At 37.9% G+C, this 21428-nt stretch carries 15 protein-coding genes; all 15 read right to left on the reverse strand.

What is annotated here, in order from left to right; translation table 11 throughout:
* Positions 1-68: 68 nt before the first annotated feature.
* The 15 genes from D612_RS0116585 to D612_RS0116655 all read right to left on the reverse strand — a co-directional run bounded on the left by D612_RS0116585 (position 69) and on the right by D612_RS0116655 (position 20560).
* Positions 69-692, reverse strand: coding sequence for a thymidine kinase (locus D612_RS0116585; RefSeq protein ID WP_017756623.1), 624 nt, complete (start codon positions 690-692; stop codon positions 69-71).
* Positions 693-1244: 552 nt separating this feature from the next.
* Positions 1245-1445: a 50S ribosomal protein L31 gene (gene rpmE, locus D612_RS0116590; protein ID WP_017756624.1), complete on the reverse strand. Its 201-nt coding sequence runs from the start codon at positions 1443-1445 to the stop codon at positions 1245-1247.
* 451 nt (positions 1446-1896) lie between these two features.
* A complete protein-coding gene (gene rho, locus D612_RS0116595; protein ID WP_017756625.1) occupies positions 1897-3168 on the reverse strand; it encodes a transcription termination factor Rho in 1272 nt (423 codons plus the stop codon).
* 500 nt (positions 3169-3668) lie between these two features.
* Positions 3669-4634, reverse strand: a complete 966-nt coding sequence (glpX, locus tag D612_RS0116600) for a class II fructose-bisphosphatase (RefSeq protein ID WP_017756626.1) — start codon at positions 4632-4634, stop codon at positions 3669-3671.
* 166 nt (positions 4635-4800) lie between these two features.
* Positions 4801-6087 (reverse strand): UDP-N-acetylglucosamine 1-carboxyvinyltransferase, encoded by a 1287-nt coding sequence (locus D612_RS0116605; RefSeq protein ID WP_017756627.1) that lies wholly within the window; start codon positions 6085-6087, stop codon positions 4801-4803.
* Positions 6088-6538: 451 nt separating this feature from the next.
* Positions 6539-7183, reverse strand: a complete 645-nt coding sequence (gene fsa, locus D612_RS0116610) for a fructose-6-phosphate aldolase (protein WP_017756628.1) — start codon at positions 7181-7183, stop codon at positions 6539-6541.
* Positions 7184-7450: 267 nt separating this feature from the next.
* A complete protein-coding gene (fba, locus tag D612_RS0116615) occupies positions 7451-8314 on the reverse strand; it encodes a class II fructose-1,6-bisphosphate aldolase (RefSeq protein ID WP_017756629.1) in 864 nt (287 codons plus the stop codon).
* Positions 8315-8742: 428 nt separating this feature from the next.
* Positions 8743-9123 (reverse strand): response regulator, encoded by a 381-nt coding sequence (locus D612_RS0116620; RefSeq protein WP_017756630.1) that lies wholly within the window; start codon positions 9121-9123, stop codon positions 8743-8745.
* 588 nt (positions 9124-9711) lie between these two features.
* Positions 9712-11313: a CTP synthase gene (locus D612_RS0116625; protein WP_017756631.1), complete on the reverse strand. Its 1602-nt coding sequence runs from the start codon at positions 11311-11313 to the stop codon at positions 9712-9714.
* A 533-nt stretch (positions 11314-11846) separates the two neighbouring features.
* Entirely contained in the window at positions 11847-12461 is a 615-nt protein-coding gene (gene rpoE, locus D612_RS0116630) for a DNA-directed RNA polymerase subunit delta (RefSeq protein ID WP_017756632.1), read from the reverse strand.
* Positions 12462-12892: 431 nt separating this feature from the next.
* Positions 12893-16159 carry a fused isobutyryl-CoA mutase/GTPase IcmF gene (gene icmF / locus D612_RS0116635; protein WP_017756633.1) on the reverse strand — a complete coding sequence of 1089 codons (3267 nt, stop codon included), beginning with the start codon at positions 16157-16159 and terminating at the stop codon, positions 12893-12895.
* A gap of 3 nt (positions 16160-16162) precedes the next feature.
* Complete coding sequence (locus tag D612_RS0116640; RefSeq protein ID WP_017756634.1) at positions 16163-16813, reverse strand: TetR/AcrR family transcriptional regulator; 651 nt, start codon at positions 16811-16813, stop codon at positions 16163-16165.
* A 38-nt stretch (positions 16814-16851) separates the two neighbouring features.
* Positions 16852-17994 carry an acyl-CoA dehydrogenase gene (locus D612_RS0116645; protein WP_017756635.1) on the reverse strand — a complete coding sequence of 381 codons (1143 nt, stop codon included), beginning with the start codon at positions 17992-17994 and terminating at the stop codon, positions 16852-16854.
* A gap of 342 nt (positions 17995-18336) precedes the next feature.
* Positions 18337-19470 (reverse strand): acyl-CoA dehydrogenase, encoded by a 1134-nt coding sequence (locus tag D612_RS0116650; RefSeq protein ID WP_017756636.1) that lies wholly within the window; start codon positions 19468-19470, stop codon positions 18337-18339.
* 238 nt (positions 19471-19708) lie between these two features.
* Entirely contained in the window at positions 19709-20560 is an 852-nt protein-coding gene (locus D612_RS0116655) for a 3-hydroxybutyryl-CoA dehydrogenase (RefSeq protein ID WP_017756637.1), read from the reverse strand.
* Positions 20561-21428 lie beyond the last annotated feature (868 nt).

Consider the following 21428-nt stretch of genomic DNA (forward strand, 5'->3'; position numbering starts at 1 on the left):
TGCTTTCTATCATTTGCGTCCCTCATCACTGATTTGGTGATGAATGTCCAAAATAGATACTCCTTCACCTATCTGACATCAATAGTTTTGTTATTTAATGAATTAGTATATATAGGTGCGTGTGGTACTTCATGGCAGTGACGACAACGAGGTTCATAGGACTCTGAAGCACCAACTAAAATTACCGGATCATAATAGGAAGCGGGTTCGCCATTAATTAGTCTTTGTGTGCGACTCGCTGGTGATCCGCATTTTACACATATGGCCTGAAGTTTTGTAACCGACTCTGCCAAGGCCATTAACTGTGGAACTGGTCCGAAGGGCTCCCCACGAAAATCCTGATCCAAGCCGGCACCAATCACTCGAATACCTTGCTTTGCCAATTTACTAACAATAGCTACAATATTCTCATCAAAAAATTGTACTTCGTCAATTCCAACTACATCTGTATTCGTTGTAACTAGTTCAATTAGTTCTTCAGAGTTGGCAACTGGTTTTGCAATTACAGTAGTACCGTTGTGGGATACCACCTCAGAATGACTATAGCGGTTATCTATGATTGGCTTGAAAACTTGGACCGCTAACTTTGCATATTGCGCTCTACGAATTCGCCTAATTAATTCCTCTGATTTCCCCGAGAACATACTACCACATATTAATTCGACCCAACCGCTTTGTTTCATGACGTACATCTTTTAGCCCCCTTCAAGCGGTATATGTATTAACTTCCCTTTTTTCTTTCTTCCTTTAAATACTAAATATTTCCGCTACACTTTTAAGTAGTTCATTTTAGTTACGAATAATAAACATTTTTAGTGTCATTCTATTATTACTTTTTAAGTGTAGGACAATGTATTTTATTTCATTTATGCATTCTAAAAATTTTAAGCGCTCACCTTCAAGTAGGAAATGGTTTATTTTATATCACATTAAAATATATTAACCCCCAATAAAATCGGAATTACCCCTAATAAAATCGGAATTAATTTATCAAAAAACTCCATGAGCATCTATTTATACAGATAAAAAGCAGGTCCGGGACTTAACCCTACCTGCTTTAAATTTTAAAATTATTTAAGAACCAACTTCGATAATATCCGAACTAACTAATTAATCACAGTATAATACTTTTCCCTACTATTTGATTAATAGTAAGAATATCATTACTTCCGAACCGTCTAGCTAATCATTAAATAATAATTACTTCCAATTCGTACTATACTGGTTAAATAGCCGGAAGATATTTACTTAAGATTGTATTTTTTCTTGAAGCGATCAACACGTCCGCCTGCATCCGCAAACTTTTGACGTCCTGTATAGAAAGGATGGCATTCTGAACAAATTTCAACTTTCACTGCATCCTTAACTGATCCGCTCTCAAATTCATTTCCGCAAGCACATGTCACCTTAACAGTCTTATAATTAGGGTGAATTCCTTGTTTCATGAGTTTCATCTCCTTCCGCCCTGATTCCTGTGGAAACAGAGTTATAACTTTGACACATGAAAAGATTATATCAGGAATAGATCCTAGATGCAACCTTTGATTTTTGACTTTATTATGCCTAAATTTCAGCAACCTGCAACCTTTGATTTTTGACTTTATTATGCCTAAATTTCAGCAACCTGCAGCCTTTGATTTTTGATTTTGCAATGCCTAAATTTCAGCGAAAATGCAGCCTTTGATTTTTGATTTTGCAATGCCTAAATTTCAGCGAAAATGCAGCCTTTAACTGACCTGCGGCCTTTGATTTTTGACTTCATTATGCTTGAATTTCACCAATATGCAGCCTCTAACTACTGACTTTATTATGCCTAAATTTCAGCGACCTGCACCCTTTGACTTTTGACTTTGTAATGCCTGAGTTTCAGCGAAATACAGGCTCTTGGGTAGTCAATTATCTCTTGCCTGAAATTCCACGCATTTCTTCTTCCATTTTTTGAAAGAATTCTTCATTTGTTTTCGTGTTTTTCAAACGTTTTAAGAAGCGCTCTACGAAATCTGGGCTATCTGTCATAGTTTTACGAATTGCCCATAGTTTATCCAAATGATTCTTCGGCAATAATAACTCTTCTTTACGTGTTCCGGAGCGACGAATATCAATAGCTGGGAAAATTCGTCGTTCTGCAAGGCTACGGTCTAGATGCAGTTCCATATTCCCTGTCCCTTTAAACTCCTCGTAAATAACATCGTCCATTCTTGAACCTGTGTCTACAAGTGCGGTGGCTAAAATGGTTAAGCTTCCACCTTCTTCAATGTTTCGGGCAGCACCAAAAAACCGCTTTGGACGATGAAATGCTGCTGGGTCAATACCCCCTGATAATGTCCTGCCACTTGGAGGAATAACAAGGTTATAAGCACGCGCTAAACGAGTAATACTATCCATAAGGATGATAACGTCCTTCTTATGTTCAACTAGACGCATCGCTCTTTCCAAAACAAGCTCTGCAACTTTAATGTGATTCTCTGGAACCTCATCAAATGTTGAGCTTACCACATCGCCTACAACGGATCTCTCAATATCCGTTACCTCTTCTGGGCGTTCATCAATTAATAAAACAATTAATTCTGCTTCTGGATGGTTTGTTGTAATGCTATTTGCAATTTCTTTAATAAGGACCGTTTTACCTGCCTTTGGCGGGGCAACAATTAAACCACGTTGTCCAAAACCTACAGGAGCTAATAAATCCATAATTCTTGTTGAAATATGCTGTGGCGCTGTTTCAAGAACCATTTGGCGGTCTGGATATAAGGGGGTTAGCGCAGGAAAATGAACACGTTCTTTTGCAGTTTCCGGATCCTCTCCATTTACAGCCTCAACATGTAATAATCCGTAATACCTCTCATTTTCTTTTGGCGGTCGAACTTTTCCTGATACTTTATCTCCATTACGTAAATCAAATCTTCTAATTTGTGAAGCAGAAATATAAATATCCTCTGAACTTGGAGAATAATTAATCGGTCGTAAAAATCCGAATCCTTCAGACTGAATGATTTCTAAAACGCCTTCCATAAATAAAAAGCCATCTTGTTCTGCTCTTGCCTTTAAAATAGAAAAAATTAATTCTTTTTTATTTAACTTGCTATAATACGAGACCTTAAATTCACGGGCTAGCTCGTACAATTCTTTTAATTTCATATTTTCTAATTGTGAAATAGTAACTACCATTGTGACACCACACTTTAATTTTTTTTTAGAAAAATAGGAAATGAGATCAGGAAAGTTTGAAAGAGAGAAGGGTATAACTAGAATTGTGAAGTAAAAAAATTGTAGTTGTTCTCTATTTTATAAAACAATTCTATTTTAACCAAAAATCATCTATATATTCAAGTATATCATAAAATTAAGATAAATCAAACATTTGTTCTCTTCAGAAAAACGGTAGATTGCGGCTTCCGCATCCATATTAAAGCATTTGTTAAAGTTGATTGTGAATTTTCATTCTAAGCACTTCGCTCACATCATGCCGCCTACTCACATCATGCCGCCTGCTCACATCATGCCGCCACGCTCACTTCAGATCGCTATGGGGTCTTGGACTGTCTCGCTATCCCGAAGGAGTCTATGTGCTTAGAACTACGTACTGAAACGAAGATTTTAGAACTACCAAAATCAACATTGCGCTTTAACAATGCCAAATATTAAAGCGGAAGCCGGATCACCCTACTCTATTTGATTACTAAATTAGGTTTCTTTTTCAGACTATGAGTCCCATCAATAAACCGAACTGTACCTGACTTGGCACGCATTACAACTGAATGAGTTGTAGCCACACTACCTTTGAATTGTACGCCTGTTAAGAGCTCACCATCTGTAATACCTGTTGCAGCAAAAATGCAGTCATCCCCAGACACAAGATCATCCATTAATAAGACTTTATTTATATCGCTTATACCCATTTTATGACATCTTTTCAGTTGTTCATCATTTTCAGGAAGAAGCTTTCCTTGGAGTTCTCCGCCTAAGCATTTTAAGCCAGCAGCCGCTAGTACACCTTCAGGTGCCCCACCGATTCCAAATAAAATATCTACACCTGTAAAATCAAATGCTGTATTTAAAGCTGCTGCCACATCCCCATCAGATATAAGTCTTATACGTGCTCCAGCTTCACGTATTTCGGAAATAATTTTGTTATGACGTTCACGGTTTAAAACTGTCGCCACAACATCCTCAATATCTTTTCCCTTCGCTTTCGCAACTGCCTTTAAATTTTCTGTCACGGACGCATTAATATCAATACAGCCTGCTGCATCAGGTCCAACTGCAATTTTTTGCATATACATATCGGGAGCATGTAAAAATTTCCCTTGATCTGCTACGGCAATAACGGCGAATGCCCCCCACGTTCCTTGGGCAACAATATTTGTACCTTCAACAGGATCAACTGCGATATCAACTGCAGGCCCGTGACCGTTTCCGACCTTTTCACCAATATAAAGCATCGGAGCTTCGTCCATTTCTCCTTCACCAATTACTACCGTCCCTTGCATCGGAACTGTATCTAACACCTTACGCATAGCAGTAGTTGCTGCACCGTCAGCTTCGTTTTTCTTGCCGCGACCCATCCATCTTGCCGATTCGAGCGCTGCTGCCTCGGTAACTCGAACTAACTCTAACGTTAAGCTTCTTTCCATTTCTAAGTCCTCCCCAAATAGTTCGTATATGTCTATAATTCTTGAAGATTCAATATAGTTTCTCTCGTAATTCCATTTGATTAAAATCCGCTACGCAAGATTCCCGTACATCGCACATTGATTCTATGTCCAATAATTATTTAAACAGTAAATTAAGCAAAAAGAATTATGAATTCTGGAAGTTCTTAATCTCTTCTTTTGTCATTTGCTCACGCCAAATAACAGCACCTAAACTCATTAACTTTTCAACTAAATTTTCATAACCACGATCAATATGCTCTAATCCAGTAATTTCCGTAATTCCATCCGCCATTAACCCTGCAACAACAAGGGATGCACCTGCACGTAAATCAGTTGCTTTTACCTTAGCCCCTTGTAGCTGGACTGGCCCAGAGACAATGGCTGAGCGACCTTCAACTTTTACGTTCGCACTCATCCTTCTTAATTCATCTATATGCTTAAACCGTGATCCGTATATTGTATCTGTAACAATACCTGTTCCCTCAGCAGCAGTTAGTAACGAGGTAAATGGCTGTTGAAGATCCGTCGGAAAGCCTGGATAAACTAATGTTTTGATATCGACCATTTCAAGTCGTCGGACCTTTGATACAAAAATTTGATCATCATTAATTTTTATTGATGCTCCCATTTCGCGAAGCTTCGCTATTAATGACTCTAAATGCTGAGGAATAACGTTATCAATTAAAACACCGTCACCCTTGGCAACCGCTAAAATTAAGTATGTACCAGCCTCAATGCGATCAGGAATAATCGTATGTTGACATCCATGAAGACTTTCAACACCTTCTATCCGTATGACATCAGTTCCTGCACCTTTAATTTTTGCTCCCATACTCGTAAGTAATGTTGCAACATCAATAATTTCAGGTTCCTTTGCGGCATTTTCAATTAACGTTTGGCCTTTTGCGCGTACAGCAGCAAGCATAATATTAATTGTTGCCCCAACACTTACTACATCCAAATATATGCGAGCACCTACTAATTCGTCGGCACGTAAATAAATAGCACCTTGTTCGTTTGTAACTTTTGCTCCTAGTGCTTCAAATCCTTTAATATGTTGGTCAATCGGGCGCGGGCCAAGATGACAACCACCCGGCAGTCCAATAACCGCTTGTTTAAAACGACCTAACATTGCTCCCATTAAGTAATAAGATGCTCTCAGCATTTTCACTTTTCCGTTCGGCATCGGCATTGATACCATCTTAGAAGGATCAATTGTAACTTTATCATTTTCTAAAGAAACGGTACCACCAATTTCTTCTAGTAAACTACAAAGTATATGAACATCAGATATATCTGGTAAGCCTTCAATTGTTACAGTTGAATCTGCCAAAATGGCAGCCGGGATTAAGGCAACCGCACTATTCTTCGCTCCACTAATTCGAACGCTTCCCTTTAATGTGTGGCCGCCTTCAATTTTCAACTTTTCCATTTGCCACTTTGCGCCTCCTTTTTCACGCCATAGTGCATACGTTATTTATTTTACCTATTAGTTTACACTATAATACGTCCTTTATGTTTGCAATTCAAAAAATTTGGAAGGCATTGTGTTGAATTGTCGAAATTCGTATAAAGTATAATGATGGTTTCCCATTACAAATTCCAATATTTCTTAAAAAGTTAAAATGATGGTTCCCCATTACAAATTCCAATATTTCTTAAAAAGTTAAAATGATGGTTCCCCATTACAAATTCCAATATTTCTTAAAAAGTTAAAATGATGGTTCCCCATTACAAATTCCAACATTTCTTAAAAAGATAATGTTGGCTTCCCAATATAAGTTCCAACGTGTTTAAACGTGACTATCATCATCTTTTCAATCAATTATTCAACGCTTATATCTATGGGTGTATTTGCTGGAAATGACTCTAGTTTTGAGCATCTACTTGTTCTTATTCCAATCTGCTAAAAACTTCTCAATTCCGTTTGCAGTTAGTGGATGATTGAATAGCTGCATAATTACTTTGAAAGGCACCGTTGCGATATGGGCACCCCTTAATGCACTTTCTGTAATATGCATCGGATGACGGATTGATGCTGCAATGATTTCTGTCTCAATACCATGAATTGCGAAGATTTCTGCAATTTGAGAGATTAGCGCTAACCCATCATGGCCAATATCATCTAATCTTCCTAAAAATGGGGAAACATAGGTGGCACCAGCGCGCGCGGCTAATAATGCTTGGTTTGCGGAAAAAACGAGTGTAACGTTTGTTTTAATACCTAGTTCCTTAAAGGTTTTGACTGCCTTTAGACCATCTGGCGTCATTGGCACCTTTATTGTAATATTTGACGCAATGGCAGCTAATTCCTTCCCTTCAGCAACCATTTCATCTGCTTTTAAAGAAATAACCTCAGCACTGATTGAACCTGCTTTAACTTCATTAGCAATTTCACGGAGACGGTCATGAAATGATACATTTTCTTTTGCCACTAAACTTGGATTTGTTGTAACGCCATCAATAACACCTAATGCATTAGCCTCTCGAATCTCATCTATATTTGCTGTATCGATAAAAAATTTCACTAATATCCACTCCTAATTCCCAATAACTGGATTTTATTAATTTCAATATTCGCTTAAGATAACATCAACTGAGCATTTTCTAGTAAACAAGAAAATTTCAGCTATCTATGAAAATTATTAAATAGAGTTATGACAAAAAATGCCCTGATGAAAATAATACCGTCTTAACAAACAACAATTGAGGCTGTCTTTTAAGACAGCCTTATTTATTATACGTAGGGTACTTATTTTGAATATAACTGGGTACTTATTTTGAATATAACTTAATTATGCTTTATTTGAAGAGCCAAATTCACGAATTTTCGCCATTACCGTTTCTTTGATGGTATCTCTTGCAGGACCCATAAATTTACGAGTATCGTATAGCTCTGGTTTTTCTGCTAAAATTTTACGAACAGTCTTTGTAGATGTAATTTGGTTTTCTGTATTTACATTAATTTTCGCTGTTCCTAATGAAATTGCCTTTTGAATATCTTTTGTCGGAATACCTGTACCACCATGCAATACTAAAGGTACACCTGTTAGCTCCATTACTTCCTTCATCCGATCAAAGCCAAGCTTAGGCTCTCCTTTGTACGGGCCATGGACTGAGCCTAAAGCTGGTGCAAAGCAATCTACTCCTGTTTCACGTACTAACTGATCACATTCAGCCGGAATTGCATACATTGCTTCAGCATCAGACACTACTAAGTCGTCCTCTTGACCACCAATTCGTCCTAATTCAGCCTCTACCGAAATGCCTAGTGCATGGGCTACATCGACAACCTTCTTTGTAATCGCAATATTTTCTTCTAATGGATGGTGAGAGCCATCAATCATGACAGATGTAAAACCTGCATACATAGCTTCTACGCATTTTTCAAAGCTTGAACCATGATCTAGATGGATAGCAACTGGCACCGTAATGTTATAGAAATCCATTAATTCTTCAACAATTGCTACAACTGTTTTGAAACCACCCATATATTTCCCTGCACCTTCAGATACCCCAATAATTAGTGGAGACTTTTCCTCTTGCGCTGCAAGTAAAATTGCTTGAGTGTACTCTAGGTTGTTCGTATTAAACTGACCAACAGCATACCCTTCGTTCTTTGCTTTGTTTAACATTTCCGTCATCGATACTAAAGGCATTTTGAAGTCCTCCTTAAATTCAATATTAAATTATGTACATACCAAATATAGTATAGCATACATAGATCAATATGCTATACTATTGCCCTATTATTATATAATACCCAGACGGAAAAATTTTACTTATTTTGTAAAAAATAAACACGTTTTGTGAATTGCCGACTACCATTGTCGTAATTTTTCAGCAGATTTCGACAGGTTTTCTTACAACAACCTTTCGTACTAAATTATATCCGTTTTCAGCGATTAAGTTACAGCCAACTCCACTTCGTTGTAATTTCAAATTGGCCGTTACTTTTCGGTGTTCAATTGCATTTACTCAAATACTTAATAAACGTTTACTCTAATGCTTACTATCGTTTACTCTAATGCTTACTATCGTTTACTCTAATGCTCGCAGAAAACATACCACTTTAGTGATGTGAGGCTCAATTCTTTAATTGTGTTTCAATTGGTACAATTTCCTTTACTGCTGCCCGGAGCTCGTCGATATCAAACGGCTTAGAAAAATGGGTGCGCGCCCCTAAGTCGTTTGCTTTTTGAATCATGTCTAATTCTCCGTACGCTGTCATAATAAACACTTCAATTGTATTATCAATTTCCTTTAATCTTTTTAAAATTTCAATGCCATCCATCCCAGGTATTTTCATGTCAAGCAATACTAGGTCTGGTCGATCCTTTTCAATAATTGATAATGCTTGGATTCCGTTTGAGGCTTGAAACATTTCATAACCTTCTTTGAGAAAAACCTCATTTAGTAAAATTCTAATACCGTATTGATCATCAACTATTAATATTTTTTTTCCCATTTTCTGTCCACCTCTAGTTTTGTCTATTAATATATAATAAATATTTATATATTTACTAATAGATTAGCATTATTATAGTTATCAGAATTTTCTAAGTTTTCTTCTTCGTTGTATATTATTCTCTAAACTTTTTCTATCTCCTTTATTTTATTTCCTATTTGTTATCGACAGATTTTTTAAATATGTAAAGTTGTTCCAATATAAATAGGCTGTTTGACTCATGTTGATGTCTAAGCTTTTAATTTACTAGCATGAGATGGATATCTATCATCATCTAAAAAATACAAAAAATAGCACCCCCATAGTTGAAGGTGCCGTTCTACAATTATTCGCTTGAACATATTTGATCGATTAACTTAATTAATGGTCGATTAACTTAATTAAAGATATTGATGGCTTAATTATTAGTATTTATAAACCTGATCACTTTACTTGCTGCTTAGTTTGTATTAGATACCTGATACTTTACTTGCTGCTTAGTTTGTATTAGATACCTGATACTTTGCTTGATGATTAGTTTTTATTTGTAACCAAATTCTTTACTTGATGGTTAGTTTGCATTTGATAAATGATGCTTTATTTTGATAATTAGTTTTTATTTGTAAGCGATGCATGGACAAATTCTCTAAATAAAGGCTGCGGTCTTGTTGGTCTTGATCTGAATTCCGGATGGAATTGAGATGCTACAAACCACGGATGATCTTTCACCTCGATAATTTCAACTAGGCGGCCATCTGGACTAGTTCCAGAGAAAATAAAGCCTGCATTCTCCATTTCTTGACGATATTGATTATTAAATTCGTAGCGATGACGATGACGCTCGTATATTAGCTCATCTTCATATGCTTTATAGGCAAATGTGCCTTCAGCAATTTTACATGGGTAAAGACCTAAGCGTAATGTACCCCCTAAGTCTTCAATATCCTTTTGCTCCGGTAGTAAATCAATAACAGGATATGATGTATTAGGATTAATCTCCGATGAATTTGCCCCTTTATACCCTAATACGTTTCGTGCAAATTCAACAGATGCCAGTTGCATACCTAAACAAATTCCTAAGAATGGTACTTTATTTTCACGAGCAAACCGAATCGCTTCAATTTTCCCTTCAATACCACGATCACCAAATCCACCGGGCACAAGTACACCATCGACATTTTTCAGAAGATCGTTGACATTCTCTGCTGTAACCGTTTCTGCATTAATCCATTCAACTTTAATTTTCGCATCATAGTTATAGCCTGCATGACGTAATGCTTCAACGACTGAAATATAGGCATCTTGAAGCTCTACATATTTCCCGACTAAACCGATTGTTACTTCTTTTGTAAGGTTTGAAACCTTTTCTACTAACGCTTTCCATTCAGTCATGTCTGCTTCTTTTAAATCGAGCTTTAAATGATCGCAAACAATTTTATCTAAATCTTGTTCTTGTAATGTCAGAACAATTTCATATAAGTTTTTTGCATCTCTAGCTTCAATAACTGACTTGGCATCAATGTCACAGAAAAGAGCAATTTTGTCTTTCATATCTTGAGATACTGGCATTTCAGTGCGAACGACAATGACATCCGGTTGAATACCAAGACTTCTTAGTTCTTTAACACTATGTTGAGTTGGTTTTGTTTTCATTTCGCCAGCAGCTTTTATATATGGAATAAGCGTACAATGTATGTACATTACATTTTCGCGACCAACGTCGCTTTTAACTTGGCGTATCGCTTCTAAAAATGGCAACGATTCAATATCGCCAACCGTTCCGCCAATTTCAGTAATGACCACGTCTGCATTTGTTTCGCGACCACTACGGAAAAGTCTTTCTTTAATTTCATTTGTAATATGAGGGATTACTTGAACTGTTGCTCCTAAGTATTCGCCTCTACGTTCCTTTTTTAGAACTGAAGAATATATTTTACCTGTTGTTACATTGCTATATTTACTCAAATTAATGTCAATAAAGCGTTCATAGTGTCCAAGGTCTAAATCTGTTTCCGCACCGTCATCCGTTACAAATACTTCCCCATGCTGGTAAGGACTCATAGTTCCTGGATCCACATTTATATATGGGTCAAACTTTTGTATCGTTACATTTGCACCACGATTTTTTAAAATACGACCTAGTGAGGCTGCTGTTATCCCTTTCCCAAGTGATGACACGACTCCTCCTGTCACGAAAATATACTTCGTCATCCTATTCCCCTCTTTTCCAAAACTTTTAGAAGGTCGATCCTTACCACTTATTATTGTGGTAGTTGATGCCCTTCGTTATACTATCATCCACTGAATATTGATAGTACAATGCAATGTTGTGATCATTTCTTTTACTACTATTTGATTATTTTACAATAACTAGAGGATAACACTATTATATAGTATAACCAATAGGCCTTTAGCTTCCTTTCAATCTTTATGCTTTAGTATTGCATATTCAATTTATCGGGCGTGAATACTTAATATCCCCATTAATAAGCTTACATTCTAAAGCAAATATTCTAATAGTAGAAAGCAAAAAAAGTGCCACCCTTAAACAGGGAGCACTTTTACATTCATACAAACATTTTACTGTTTTATGAGAGCCCAAGATAGATTGTACCGATTTCATAAATTAAAGTCAAGATAGAAAACTGTCATGAATCGACTTTTCTATTTTCCTTTTCCGAACCTCTCATGACTAAAGTAAGGCGTGTTCTGGGCTAAGTCATAAAATAAATCGCAATATATATTTATTCATCTTCTTCTTCGTCAATTAATAATTCATCCTCTAAGTCATCGTCTGAATCGTCATTTGAATCATCAAAATCATCATCTAGATCAAATTCATCTTCATCGAGGAGATCTTCTTCACTATCATCGTCCTCATCAAAATCATCTAAGTCATCGAAGTCCTCATCGTCTTCAATATCATCATCTTCTTCGTCTAATTCTTCCTCCAGATCTTCTTCGCTGTAGTCATCGTCATCATCATAGCTCTCATCATCAAAATCTTCATCATAATCATCAAAATCTTCTTCATCTTTAATAGGCTTTTTCTTGCCTTTTTTCTTTTTAGGCTTCGCAGGCACATGTACTTCTTCATCAATTTGATCATATGGGTACCATTTTTTTAGACCCCAGCGGTTTTCACCAATGCTCAAAAAGCGGCCATCTACATTTATGTCAGTATAAAATTGTGCAATGCGTTCTTCTTTTTGTTCCTGTGTTAAGCCTTTTAATTCTGCAACTTTATCAAATAGTTCATAGAAACTAATTGCCTGCTTTTCTTCTTCTAAAAGCAAATAAGCAATTTCAATCATTGCCAGCTCTTGGATTTGTTCACTTGTTAGCTGTGAAATACTCATTATTAGGCAACCCCTCTCAATTTATTTACATGAAAAATTTAAATGTATGTATGTTCCTACATGATTTCATGAGATGTATTTATTATTATGAAAATCATACCATTCATTATAAACAAATCTACATATAATATGCTAGAGGAATAGTTAGTTTTTTCGGAAAAAAATTGGTTTATTTGCTTTCACCCTATTGGTCTCACTCGAGCAGTCTTGTAGTTGTATAATTTTGTGGAGTTTTTCGCCTTTCCTTGGGCAAGTTGTTTTTCATTTTATTTGACTAGCATTAAGAAGAGGGAAACCTTACAAAAATTATAGGTTCCCCTCTCTAAATTTATATAGAGCTAAAAATAACGAAGTACTCTTCAACAATTGTTCATTGTCTACTTAATGCGTATACTTTCATACTTCTTTGGTATTGGCCGAAATACTCACTACTACATATTTCTGCGGTATTGACCGCCAACCTCATATAATGCTGATGTGATTTGTCCTAAGCTTGCAACTTTAACCGTTTCCATTAGCTCTTCAAAAATGTTTCCACCAGATACTGCAACTTGTTTTAGCTTTGCTAATGCTGCATCCACTTCACCGGCATGTGCTTCTTGGAATTCTCGTAGGTTATTAATTTGCGTTTCCTTTTCTTCCTTCGTAGCACGAGCCAGTTCAATGCTGTTCATTTCCTCTTCTGAAGGTGGATTTGGATTCAAGTAAGTGTTAACGCCGATAATTGGTAGTTCACCACTATGTTTTTTATGCTCATAGTACATTGATTCCTCTTGAATCTTGCTACGTTGATATTGAGTTTCCATTGCCCCAAGTACGCCACCACGGTCGTTAATGCGTTCGAATTCTTGTAATACTGCTTCTTCAACAAGATCTGTTAACTCTTCAAGAATGAATGAACCTTGCATTGGGTTTTCATTTTTTGTTAAGCCAAATTCTTTCGTAATAATCATTTGGATCGCCATTGCCCGTCGTACAGACTCTTCGGTTGGTGTCGTAATCGCTTCATCATATGCATTTGTATGAAGTGAATTACAGTTATCCATAATCGCAATTAACGCTTGGAGTGTTGTACGAATATCATTAAAGTCTATTTCCTGAGCATGTAAAGAACGACCAGATGTTTGGATATGGTATTTTAACTTTTGGCTCCGCTCGTTTGCGCCATACATTTCCCTCATGACAACAGACCAAATTCTGCGGGCAACACGACCTAATACTGTGTATTCAGGGTCAAGACCATTAGAAAAGAAGAATGATAGATTCGGTGCGAACTCATCGATATCCATGCCGCGGCTTAAATAGTATTCAACATATGTGAAGCCGTTTGCGAGTGTGAAAGCAAGCTGAGAAATTGGGTTCGCTCCAGCTTCAGCGATGTGGTATCCGGAAATGGATACAGAATAATAGTTACGAACCTTATGGTCAATAAAGTATTGCTGAATGTCTCCCATCATCCTAAGGGCAAATTCGGTTGAGAAAATACACGTATTTTGACCTTGGTCTTCTTTTAAAATATCAGCTTGAACGGTACCACGAACTGTTTGTAATGTACATTCTTTAATTTCGATAAATTCCTCAACAGTAGGGATTCGACCATTGTCCTGTTCAAACTTTTTCACTTGCTGATCGATTGCCGTATTCATGAAAAATGCAAGCATGATTGGTGCCGGGCCGTTAATCGTCATCGATACTGACGTTGACGGTGCACAAAGGTCAAAGCCGTCATATAACTTTTTCATGTCCTCTAACGTACAAATACTAACTCCACTTTCGCCAACTTTTCCATATATATCTGGACGATAGTCTGGATCTTCTCCATATAATGTAACAGAGTCAAAGGCTGTACTTAGCCGTTTGGCATTATCATCCTTCGATAAATAGTGGAAGCGACGGTTTGTGCGTTCCGGCGTTCCTTCGCCAGCAAACTGGCGCTTTGGATCCTCACCCTCACGTTTGAAAGGGAATACCCCAGCTGTATACGGGAAAAAGCCTGGTGTATTTTCTTTATAAACCCAGCGTAAAATTTCGCCCCAATCTTCATATTTCGGTAGCGTAACCTTTGGAATATCAAGACCAGAAAGGCTTTTCGTTGTTAATTCAGTCCTGATTTCTTTATCGCGAACCTTTGTGATAAATTCTTTTCCACTGTATTGCACAAGACGGCTAGGCCACTCTTGTAAAATTTTCTTAGACTCTGGTGTTAATCTTTCCTCAATTGAGGCCTTCAAAGCCTGCAGAGATTGAATAAGGTCTTTGTTTGTTTCACGAGCAGCTAACACCTCAATTGTTCCCTGTACTTGGAATAATTGGCGTGCGATTATTACTTGTTGCTCTGCTTTTTTATGATAATTACGAACAGTATCAGCAATATCACGTAAATAGTGACGACGGCTATTAGGAATGATGACATTTTGTTTCGATACATCTGATGTTTTTTGAAGGTTCGTGGACCATTCACCACCAAATTTTTGCTGAATAGTTTCTAGAAGTGCTACAAACAATGTATTTGTGCCTTCATCATTAAATTGACTTGCGATTGTACCGTAAACTGGCATTTCCTCTAAATCCTTATCAAACAAGTTATGGCTGCGTTGATATTGCTTGCGAACTTGTTGAAGTGCATCCTCTGAGCCTTTACGTTCGAATTTATTAATCACAATTAAGTCAGCGTAGTCAATCATATCGATTTTTTCGAGCTGTGAAGGTGCTCCAAATTCGCTTGTCATCACATACATTGAAATATCTGTTACTTCTGTTATGCCAGCGTCTCCTTGACCAATTCCGCTCGTTTCAACAATAATCAAATCAAAGCTCGCTGCTTTCACAACTTGAAGTGCTTCTTTAATTGATGATGATAGCTCTGACTTTGATTTTCGAGTAGCAAGACTGCGCATGTAAACACGAGGATTAAAAATAGCGTTCATTCGAATGCGGTCACCTAATAACGCACCCCCCGTTTTTTGCTTCGTCGGGTCAATTGAAAGAATTGCTACTTTTTTCTCAGGAATTTCATTTAAGAAACGGCGAATTAGTTCATCTGTAAGCGAGCTTTTCCCCGCTCCGCCTGTTCCTGTTATCCCAATAATCGGAACTTTTTTCTCTAATGTTTTAATTTTTGCTAAAGCTGTTTGAGCGGCAGCAGCAACTTCTTCATTTGCTGTTACCATATTCTCAGCAAGTGTAATGTATTTTGCAATTGTCTTATGGTCGCCTTCCTTGATTAAGTCAAGGTCTTCATTTTTTAGTTGTGATTCTGTTTGGAAATCACATTCCTGAACCATGACATTAATCATTCCCTGTAAGCCAAGTTCACGGCCATCATCCGGTGAAAAAATGCGAGCAATTCCGTAGTCATGGAGTTCTTTAATTTCACGTGGAATGATAACACCCCCGCCACCGCCGTATATGCGGATATGGGATGCTCCTCTTTCTTTTAGAAGGTCATACATGTACTTGAAATATTCAACATGTCCACCTTGATAGGATGATATCGCGATGCCTTGAACATCTTCTTGAATTGCTGCATTAACAACCTCCTCTACTGAGCGATTGTGACCTAAATGAATGACCTCGGCTCCACTTGACTGAAGAATTCTTCTCATTATATTAATTGATGCATCATGACCATCAAATAGGCTTGACGCCGTTACAAAACGAACATGATTTTTCGGACGATAAATTTCTACTTCACTCATCTCCTACTCCCCCTTAGAGTTAACCATAGTATCCTTTACCATTATACCGTGTAGTAAATGGTTAATTTGCAGCTCCGTGTATTGTTCTAGTGTATACATATTTCTTAATGCCCAACGGCGAAATCCCCACATTTGACCTTGAACAAAAATATTATGGGCAACTAGCTTAATCTCCTGTTCACTGAGCTCAAATTCTTTATTTTGTACACAGCCGATAATAACTTTTTCAAACATTGATACCATTTCAAGCTCTTTTTGCAATACATATGGAAGCGCATCCTTTGTTAATGATTTTGCTTCCTGATACATAACTAGAACTTCATCCTGTAATTCATCCATGACCTTAAAATAAGATCTTACTGCCTCTTTTAAACTATTAATCGTGCCACGCTCCGTGTCAATGACTTCTTGAAGTCTAAGCTGAACGTGATCATAAATTGAGTCACATACTAAATAAAGTACATCCTCTTTTTTTCGGATATATTCATATAGTGTGCCAATGCTAAATCCAGATGCCTTGGCAATTTCTCTTGTTGTACTTCGATGGAAGCCTTTTTTTATAAAAAGCTTAACAGCGCCTTTTATCATTTGGTCTCGCCGTTTTTCAATAAGCTTTTCATCTTTCACGGACGCGGGCACTTCACGTTTATTCAAAATTCCCACTCCTTTCGAGCAAGGATAGTTGTCGATCATTAGTCAGCAATCAACATTCTGGAAATAACAAGACGTTGAATTTCTTGCGTTCCTTCGTAAATTTGAGTAATTTTCGCATCGCGCATGAAGCGTTCAACCGGATATTCCTTTGTATACCCATAGCCGCCAAACACCTGGACAGCATCAGTTGTAACCTTCATGGCTGTATCCCCTGCCATTAATTTAGCCATTGCAGATTCTTTCCCGTATGGAAGTCCTTCAGACTCTTTCCATGCTGCTTGATATGTTAAAAGTCTTGATGCCTCAACTGCTGTTGCCATATCTGCTAGCTTGAAACCGATTCCTTGTTGAAGAGCAATTGGTTTGCCAAACTGCTTGCGTTCCTTCGCGTAAGCAGTCGCTGCTTCTAATGCACCTTGTGCAATCCCTACCGCTTGGGCAGCAATACCGTTACGACCTCCATCAAGTGTCATCATCGCAATTTTGAAGCCTTCGCCTTCTTTCCCTAATAGGTTTTCTTTCGGTACACGACAGTCTTCAAAAATAATTTCTGTTGTAGGTGACGAACGAATACCTAATTTCTTTTCCTTCTTACCAACTGAGAAACCAGGGAAGTCTTTTTCTACTATAAACGCACTTACACCTTTTGTTTTTTGCTCTGGATCTGTTACAGCAAATACTACAAAAGTATCAGCAACACTGCCATTTGTAATAAAGATTTTTGATCCATTTAAAATATATTCATCACCAACAAGCTTTGCGTTTGTTTTCATACCGCCAGCATCAGAACCTGCACCCGGCTCTGTTAAACCGTATGCCCCAATTTTCTTACCTTCTGCCATTGGTTTTAAGTACTTTTGTTTTTGTTCTTCAGAGCCAAATTTGTAAATTGGCCAGCCTGCTAAGGAAACGTGCGCAGAAAGTGTTACTCCTGTTGATGCGCAAACACGTGAAAGTTCTTCAACTGCGATTACATATGCTAAATAATCAAATCCACTTCCACCGTATTCCTCAGGCCATGGAATTCCTGTTAAGCCAAGCTCGGCCATTTGATCAAAAATCTCGCGATCAAAGCGCTCCTCTTCATCACGTTCAGCAGCTGTTGGAGCCACTACTTCATTTGCAAAGTCCCGTACCATTTTTCTTAGCATTTCATGCTCTTCAGATAATTGAAAATTCATGTTATTGTCCCCCTAATTATTAATATTTATATAATTTGTCATATGATCACTTTCTTTTTGCTTCGTTTGTCATGTGAGCTTTCTTTTAGCTTGGTTTGTCATGTGATCTTTTTTTTGCTTCGTTTGTCATGTGATCTTTTTTTTTGCTTCGTTTGCCATATGACCGCTTTCTTTTTGCTTGGTTTGCCATATGATCGCAAAACTGAAGGGTTTAATGTTTTTTCGTCGCTTTCATCTAAATGAGTTTGACAGTTTTTTGGAAATTTCATCAATTGTCATTGGTCTGCTTTCCAATCGCCTGGATGTCATACTATTTCTTCCTTTTTTCGCTTCGAACCGTATTTATAATTTGCGGCTGATAACAAGCCGTTGGATCTCACTTGTACCTTCATAGATCTCAGTAATTTTCGCATCACGGAAATAACGCTCAACTGGATACTCTCTTGTATAGCCATAGCCGCCAAATACTTGGATTGCATCTGTCGTTACCTCAACAGCTGTACGCGAAGAAAATAGCTTTGCCATTGATGCTTCCTGCCCGCACTGAAGATTATTTGCCTTAAGATTAGCAGCCCGATAGACTAATAGCTTTGCGGCCTCAACTGCTGTCGCCATATCAGCAAGCTTAAAGCCGATTCCTTGTTGTAATGCAATTGGTTTGCCAAATTGCTTACGATCCTTTGCATAGTTAACGGCAGCCTCTAATGCTGCTTCGGCAATTCCCAATGCTTGCGATGCTATGCCTATACGTCCTGTATCTAGGTTTGCCATCGCAATTTTGAAGCCCTCGCCTTCTTGACCTAGTAGGTTTTCAACCGGAACCTTACAATCTTCAAACGTTAGCTGAACCGTTTTGGAGCCATGGAGACCCATTTTATTTTCATTTTTTCCTACGATAAACCCCGGTGTATCCTTTTCGACAATAAACGCCGAAATCCCTTTACTTCCTTGCTCTGGGTCTGTAATTGCAAAGGCAATATAAATATCTGCTTCTCCACCGTTTGTAATAAATACCTTTGAGCCATTTAAAATGTAATGGTCGCCTTGTTTCACCGCACGGGTCTTTAAACTTCCAGCATCAGAACCCGCACTTGGCTCTGTTAACGCAAAGGCGCCTAAATATTCTCCCGTCGCAAGCTTAGGTATATACTTCTTCTTTTGTTCCTCATTGCCAAAATATAAAATCGGGTTCGTTCCAACTGATGTATGCACTGATAAAATTACTCCGATTGTAGCGCTTACTCTTGAGAGTTCATTAATAGCAATAATGTATGATGTAAAATCCATCCCGGCACCGCCATATTGTTCAGGGATCGTAATCCCCATTAAACCAAGCTCGGCCATTTTATTTAAAATTTCCCGTGGAAATTCATGATGCTCTTCCATTCTTTCAATAAATGGTTCAATTTCAGTTTGAGCAAAATCACGGACCATTTTTCGCATCATTTCTTGTTCTTCTGTAAATCGCAGTTCCATCGATTTCCCTCCTTTATTTCATTTCTCAAATTCAATTGGTAGCATCTATTAATAAACTATCGTTTTCAATGACTTTTTTTCATAACCAGTTACGTTGTATCTAGCTTCTTTTCTATTTCGTCCAGTATGCGTGACTAGCATATTGTCAGAATGAACTTTTCCCATGGATGCGTGAGAGTCATAGCCTGTTTTGTTTAATAGGGCAATGTTGTTTATCTAGTTATTTTTATCATAAATATTATTCGTATTTATAGAAGCCACGGCCTGATTTTTTACCTAGCCAGCCTGCTTTTACATACTTTCTTAGCAATGGACATGGGCGGTATTTTGAGTCACCAAAGCCTTCATATAGAACTTCCATAATGTATAGACAAGTATCTAAGCCAATAAAGTCTGCGAGCGTTAACGGACCCATCGGATGATTCATCCCAAGCTTCATCACATCATCGATTGCCTCTTTTGTTGCTACACCTTCGTATAATGTATAAATTGCTTCATTAATCATTGGCATTAAAATTCTGTTTGAAACAAAGCCTGGGAAGTCATTTACTTCAACAGGTACTTTATTTAGCTTCTTCGTCATATCCTCGATTGCTGCATATACTTCATCAGCTGTTGCTAAGCCACGAATAATTTCAACGAGCTTCATAACCGGTACTGGATTCATAAAATGCATGCCAATTACTTTCTCTGGACGATTTGTTACTGCCGCAATTTCTGTGATTGGAAGCGAAGACGTGTTTGACGCTAAAATTGCATGTGCTGGAGCAATTTCATCTAGTTGCTTAAAAATTTTACTTTTGATATCCATATTTTCGACTGCAGCTTCAATTACAAGGTCTACATTACTAGCAGAATTAATATCCAATGAAGTCGTTAAGTTAGCTAGGACTGCATCCATTTCTGCTTGCGTCATGCGATCTTTATCTACTTGGCGCTGTAAGTTCTTTGAAATGATCCCCATGCCACGGTCTACGAATTCCTGTTTTAAGTCTTGTAAAACAACATTGTAGCCTGCCATTGCACATACTTGTGCAATCCCAGATCCCATTTGACCTGCACCAATTACCATTACTTTTTGAATACCCATTGTTTTGTCCCCCAATTCTTTTTTTGTACTAGATTTTCTATGTTAATTATTTTTAGTAGTTTGATAGTTTTTTCGACTTAATTTTTTGTATGAAAAAATCAAACGAAGTGGAAGTTGGCCTGAGTTCGGACTCGATTTCGCTTCTTTGGCCTTTTTCTGTCCGAATTCGCACGTAGTTCGGACTCGATTTCGCTCCACCGGCCTTTTTCTGTCCGAATTCATACCTAGTTCGGACTCGATTTCGCTTCTTTGGCCTTTTTCTGTCCGAATTCATACCTAGTTCGGACTCGATTTCGCTTCGTTGGCCTTTTTCTGTCCGAATTCATACCTAGTTCGGACTCGATTTCGCTTCTTTGGCCTTTTTCTGTCCGAATTCGCACGTAGTTCGGACTCGATTTCGCTCCACCGGCCTTTTTCTGTCCGAATTCATACCTAGTTCGGACTCGATTTCGCTTCTTTGGCCTTTTTCTGTCCGAATTCGCACGTAGTTCGGACTCGATTTCGCTTCTTTGGCCTTTTTCTGTCCGAATTCGCACCTAGTTCGGACTCAATTTCGCTTCTACGGCCTTTTTCTGTCCGAATTCATACCTAGTTCGGACTCGATTTCGCTCCACCGGCCTATTTCTGTCCGAATTCGCACGTATTTCAGACTCTATTTCGCTTCTACGGCCTTTTTCTGTCCGAATTCGCACCTAGTTCGGACTCAATTTCGCTCCACCGGCCTTTTTCTGTCCGAATTCATACCTAGTTCGGACTCAATTTCGCTCCACCGGCCTTTTTCTGTCCGAATTCGCACCTAGTTCGGACTCAATTTCGCTTCTTTGGCCTTTTTCTGTCCGAATTCGCACGTAGTTCGGACTCGATTTCG

Source organism: Calidifontibacillus oryziterrae, assembly GCF_000331575.1.
GTDB classification, from domain to species: domain Bacteria; phylum Bacillota; class Bacilli; order Bacillales; family Bacillaceae_J; genus Calidifontibacillus_A; species Calidifontibacillus_A oryziterrae.

Excerpts from the sequence above, each read along its gene's own strand:
- D612_RS0116585 (WP_017756623.1), bottom strand. The coding sequence starts at position 692 with ATGTACGTCATGAAACAAAGCGGTTGGGTCGAATTAATATGTGGTAGT.
- rpmE (WP_017756624.1), bottom strand. The coding sequence starts at position 1,445 with ATGAAACAAGGAATTCACCCTAATTATAAGACTGTTAAGGTGACATGT.
- rho (WP_017756625.1), bottom strand. The coding sequence starts at position 3,168 with ATGGTAGTTACTATTTCACAATTAGAAAATATGAAATTAAAAGAATTG.
- glpX (WP_017756626.1), bottom strand. The coding sequence starts at position 4,634 with ATGGAAAGAAGCTTAACGTTAGAGTTAGTTCGAGTTACCGAGGCAGCA.
- D612_RS0116605 (WP_017756627.1), bottom strand. The coding sequence starts at position 6,087 with ATGGAAAAGTTGAAAATTGAAGGCGGCCACACATTAAAGGGAAGCGTT.
- fba (WP_017756629.1), bottom strand. The coding sequence starts at position 8,314 with ATGCCTTTAGTATCGATGACGGAAATGTTAAACAAAGCAAAGAACGAA.
- D612_RS0116620 (WP_017756630.1), bottom strand. The coding sequence starts at position 9,123 with ATGGGAAAAAAAATATTAATAGTTGATGATCAATACGGTATTAGAATT.
- D612_RS0116625 (WP_017756631.1), bottom strand. The coding sequence starts at position 11,313 with ATGACGAAGTATATTTTCGTGACAGGAGGAGTCGTGTCATCACTTGGG.
- rpoE (WP_017756632.1), bottom strand. The coding sequence starts at position 12,461 with ATGAGTATTTCACAGCTAACAAGTGAACAAATCCAAGAGCTGGCAATG.
- icmF (WP_017756633.1), bottom strand. The coding sequence starts at position 16,159 with ATGAGTGAAGTAGAAATTTATCGTCCGAAAAATCATGTTCGTTTTGTA.
- D612_RS0116645 (WP_017756635.1), bottom strand. The coding sequence starts at position 17,994 with ATGAATTTTCAATTATCTGAAGAGCATGAAATGCTAAGAAAAATGGTA.
- D612_RS0116650 (WP_017756636.1), bottom strand. The coding sequence starts at position 19,470 with ATGGAACTGCGATTTACAGAAGAACAAGAAATGATGCGAAAAATGGTC.
- D612_RS0116655 (WP_017756637.1), bottom strand. The coding sequence starts at position 20,560 with ATGGGTATTCAAAAAGTAATGGTAATTGGTGCAGGTCAAATGGGATCT.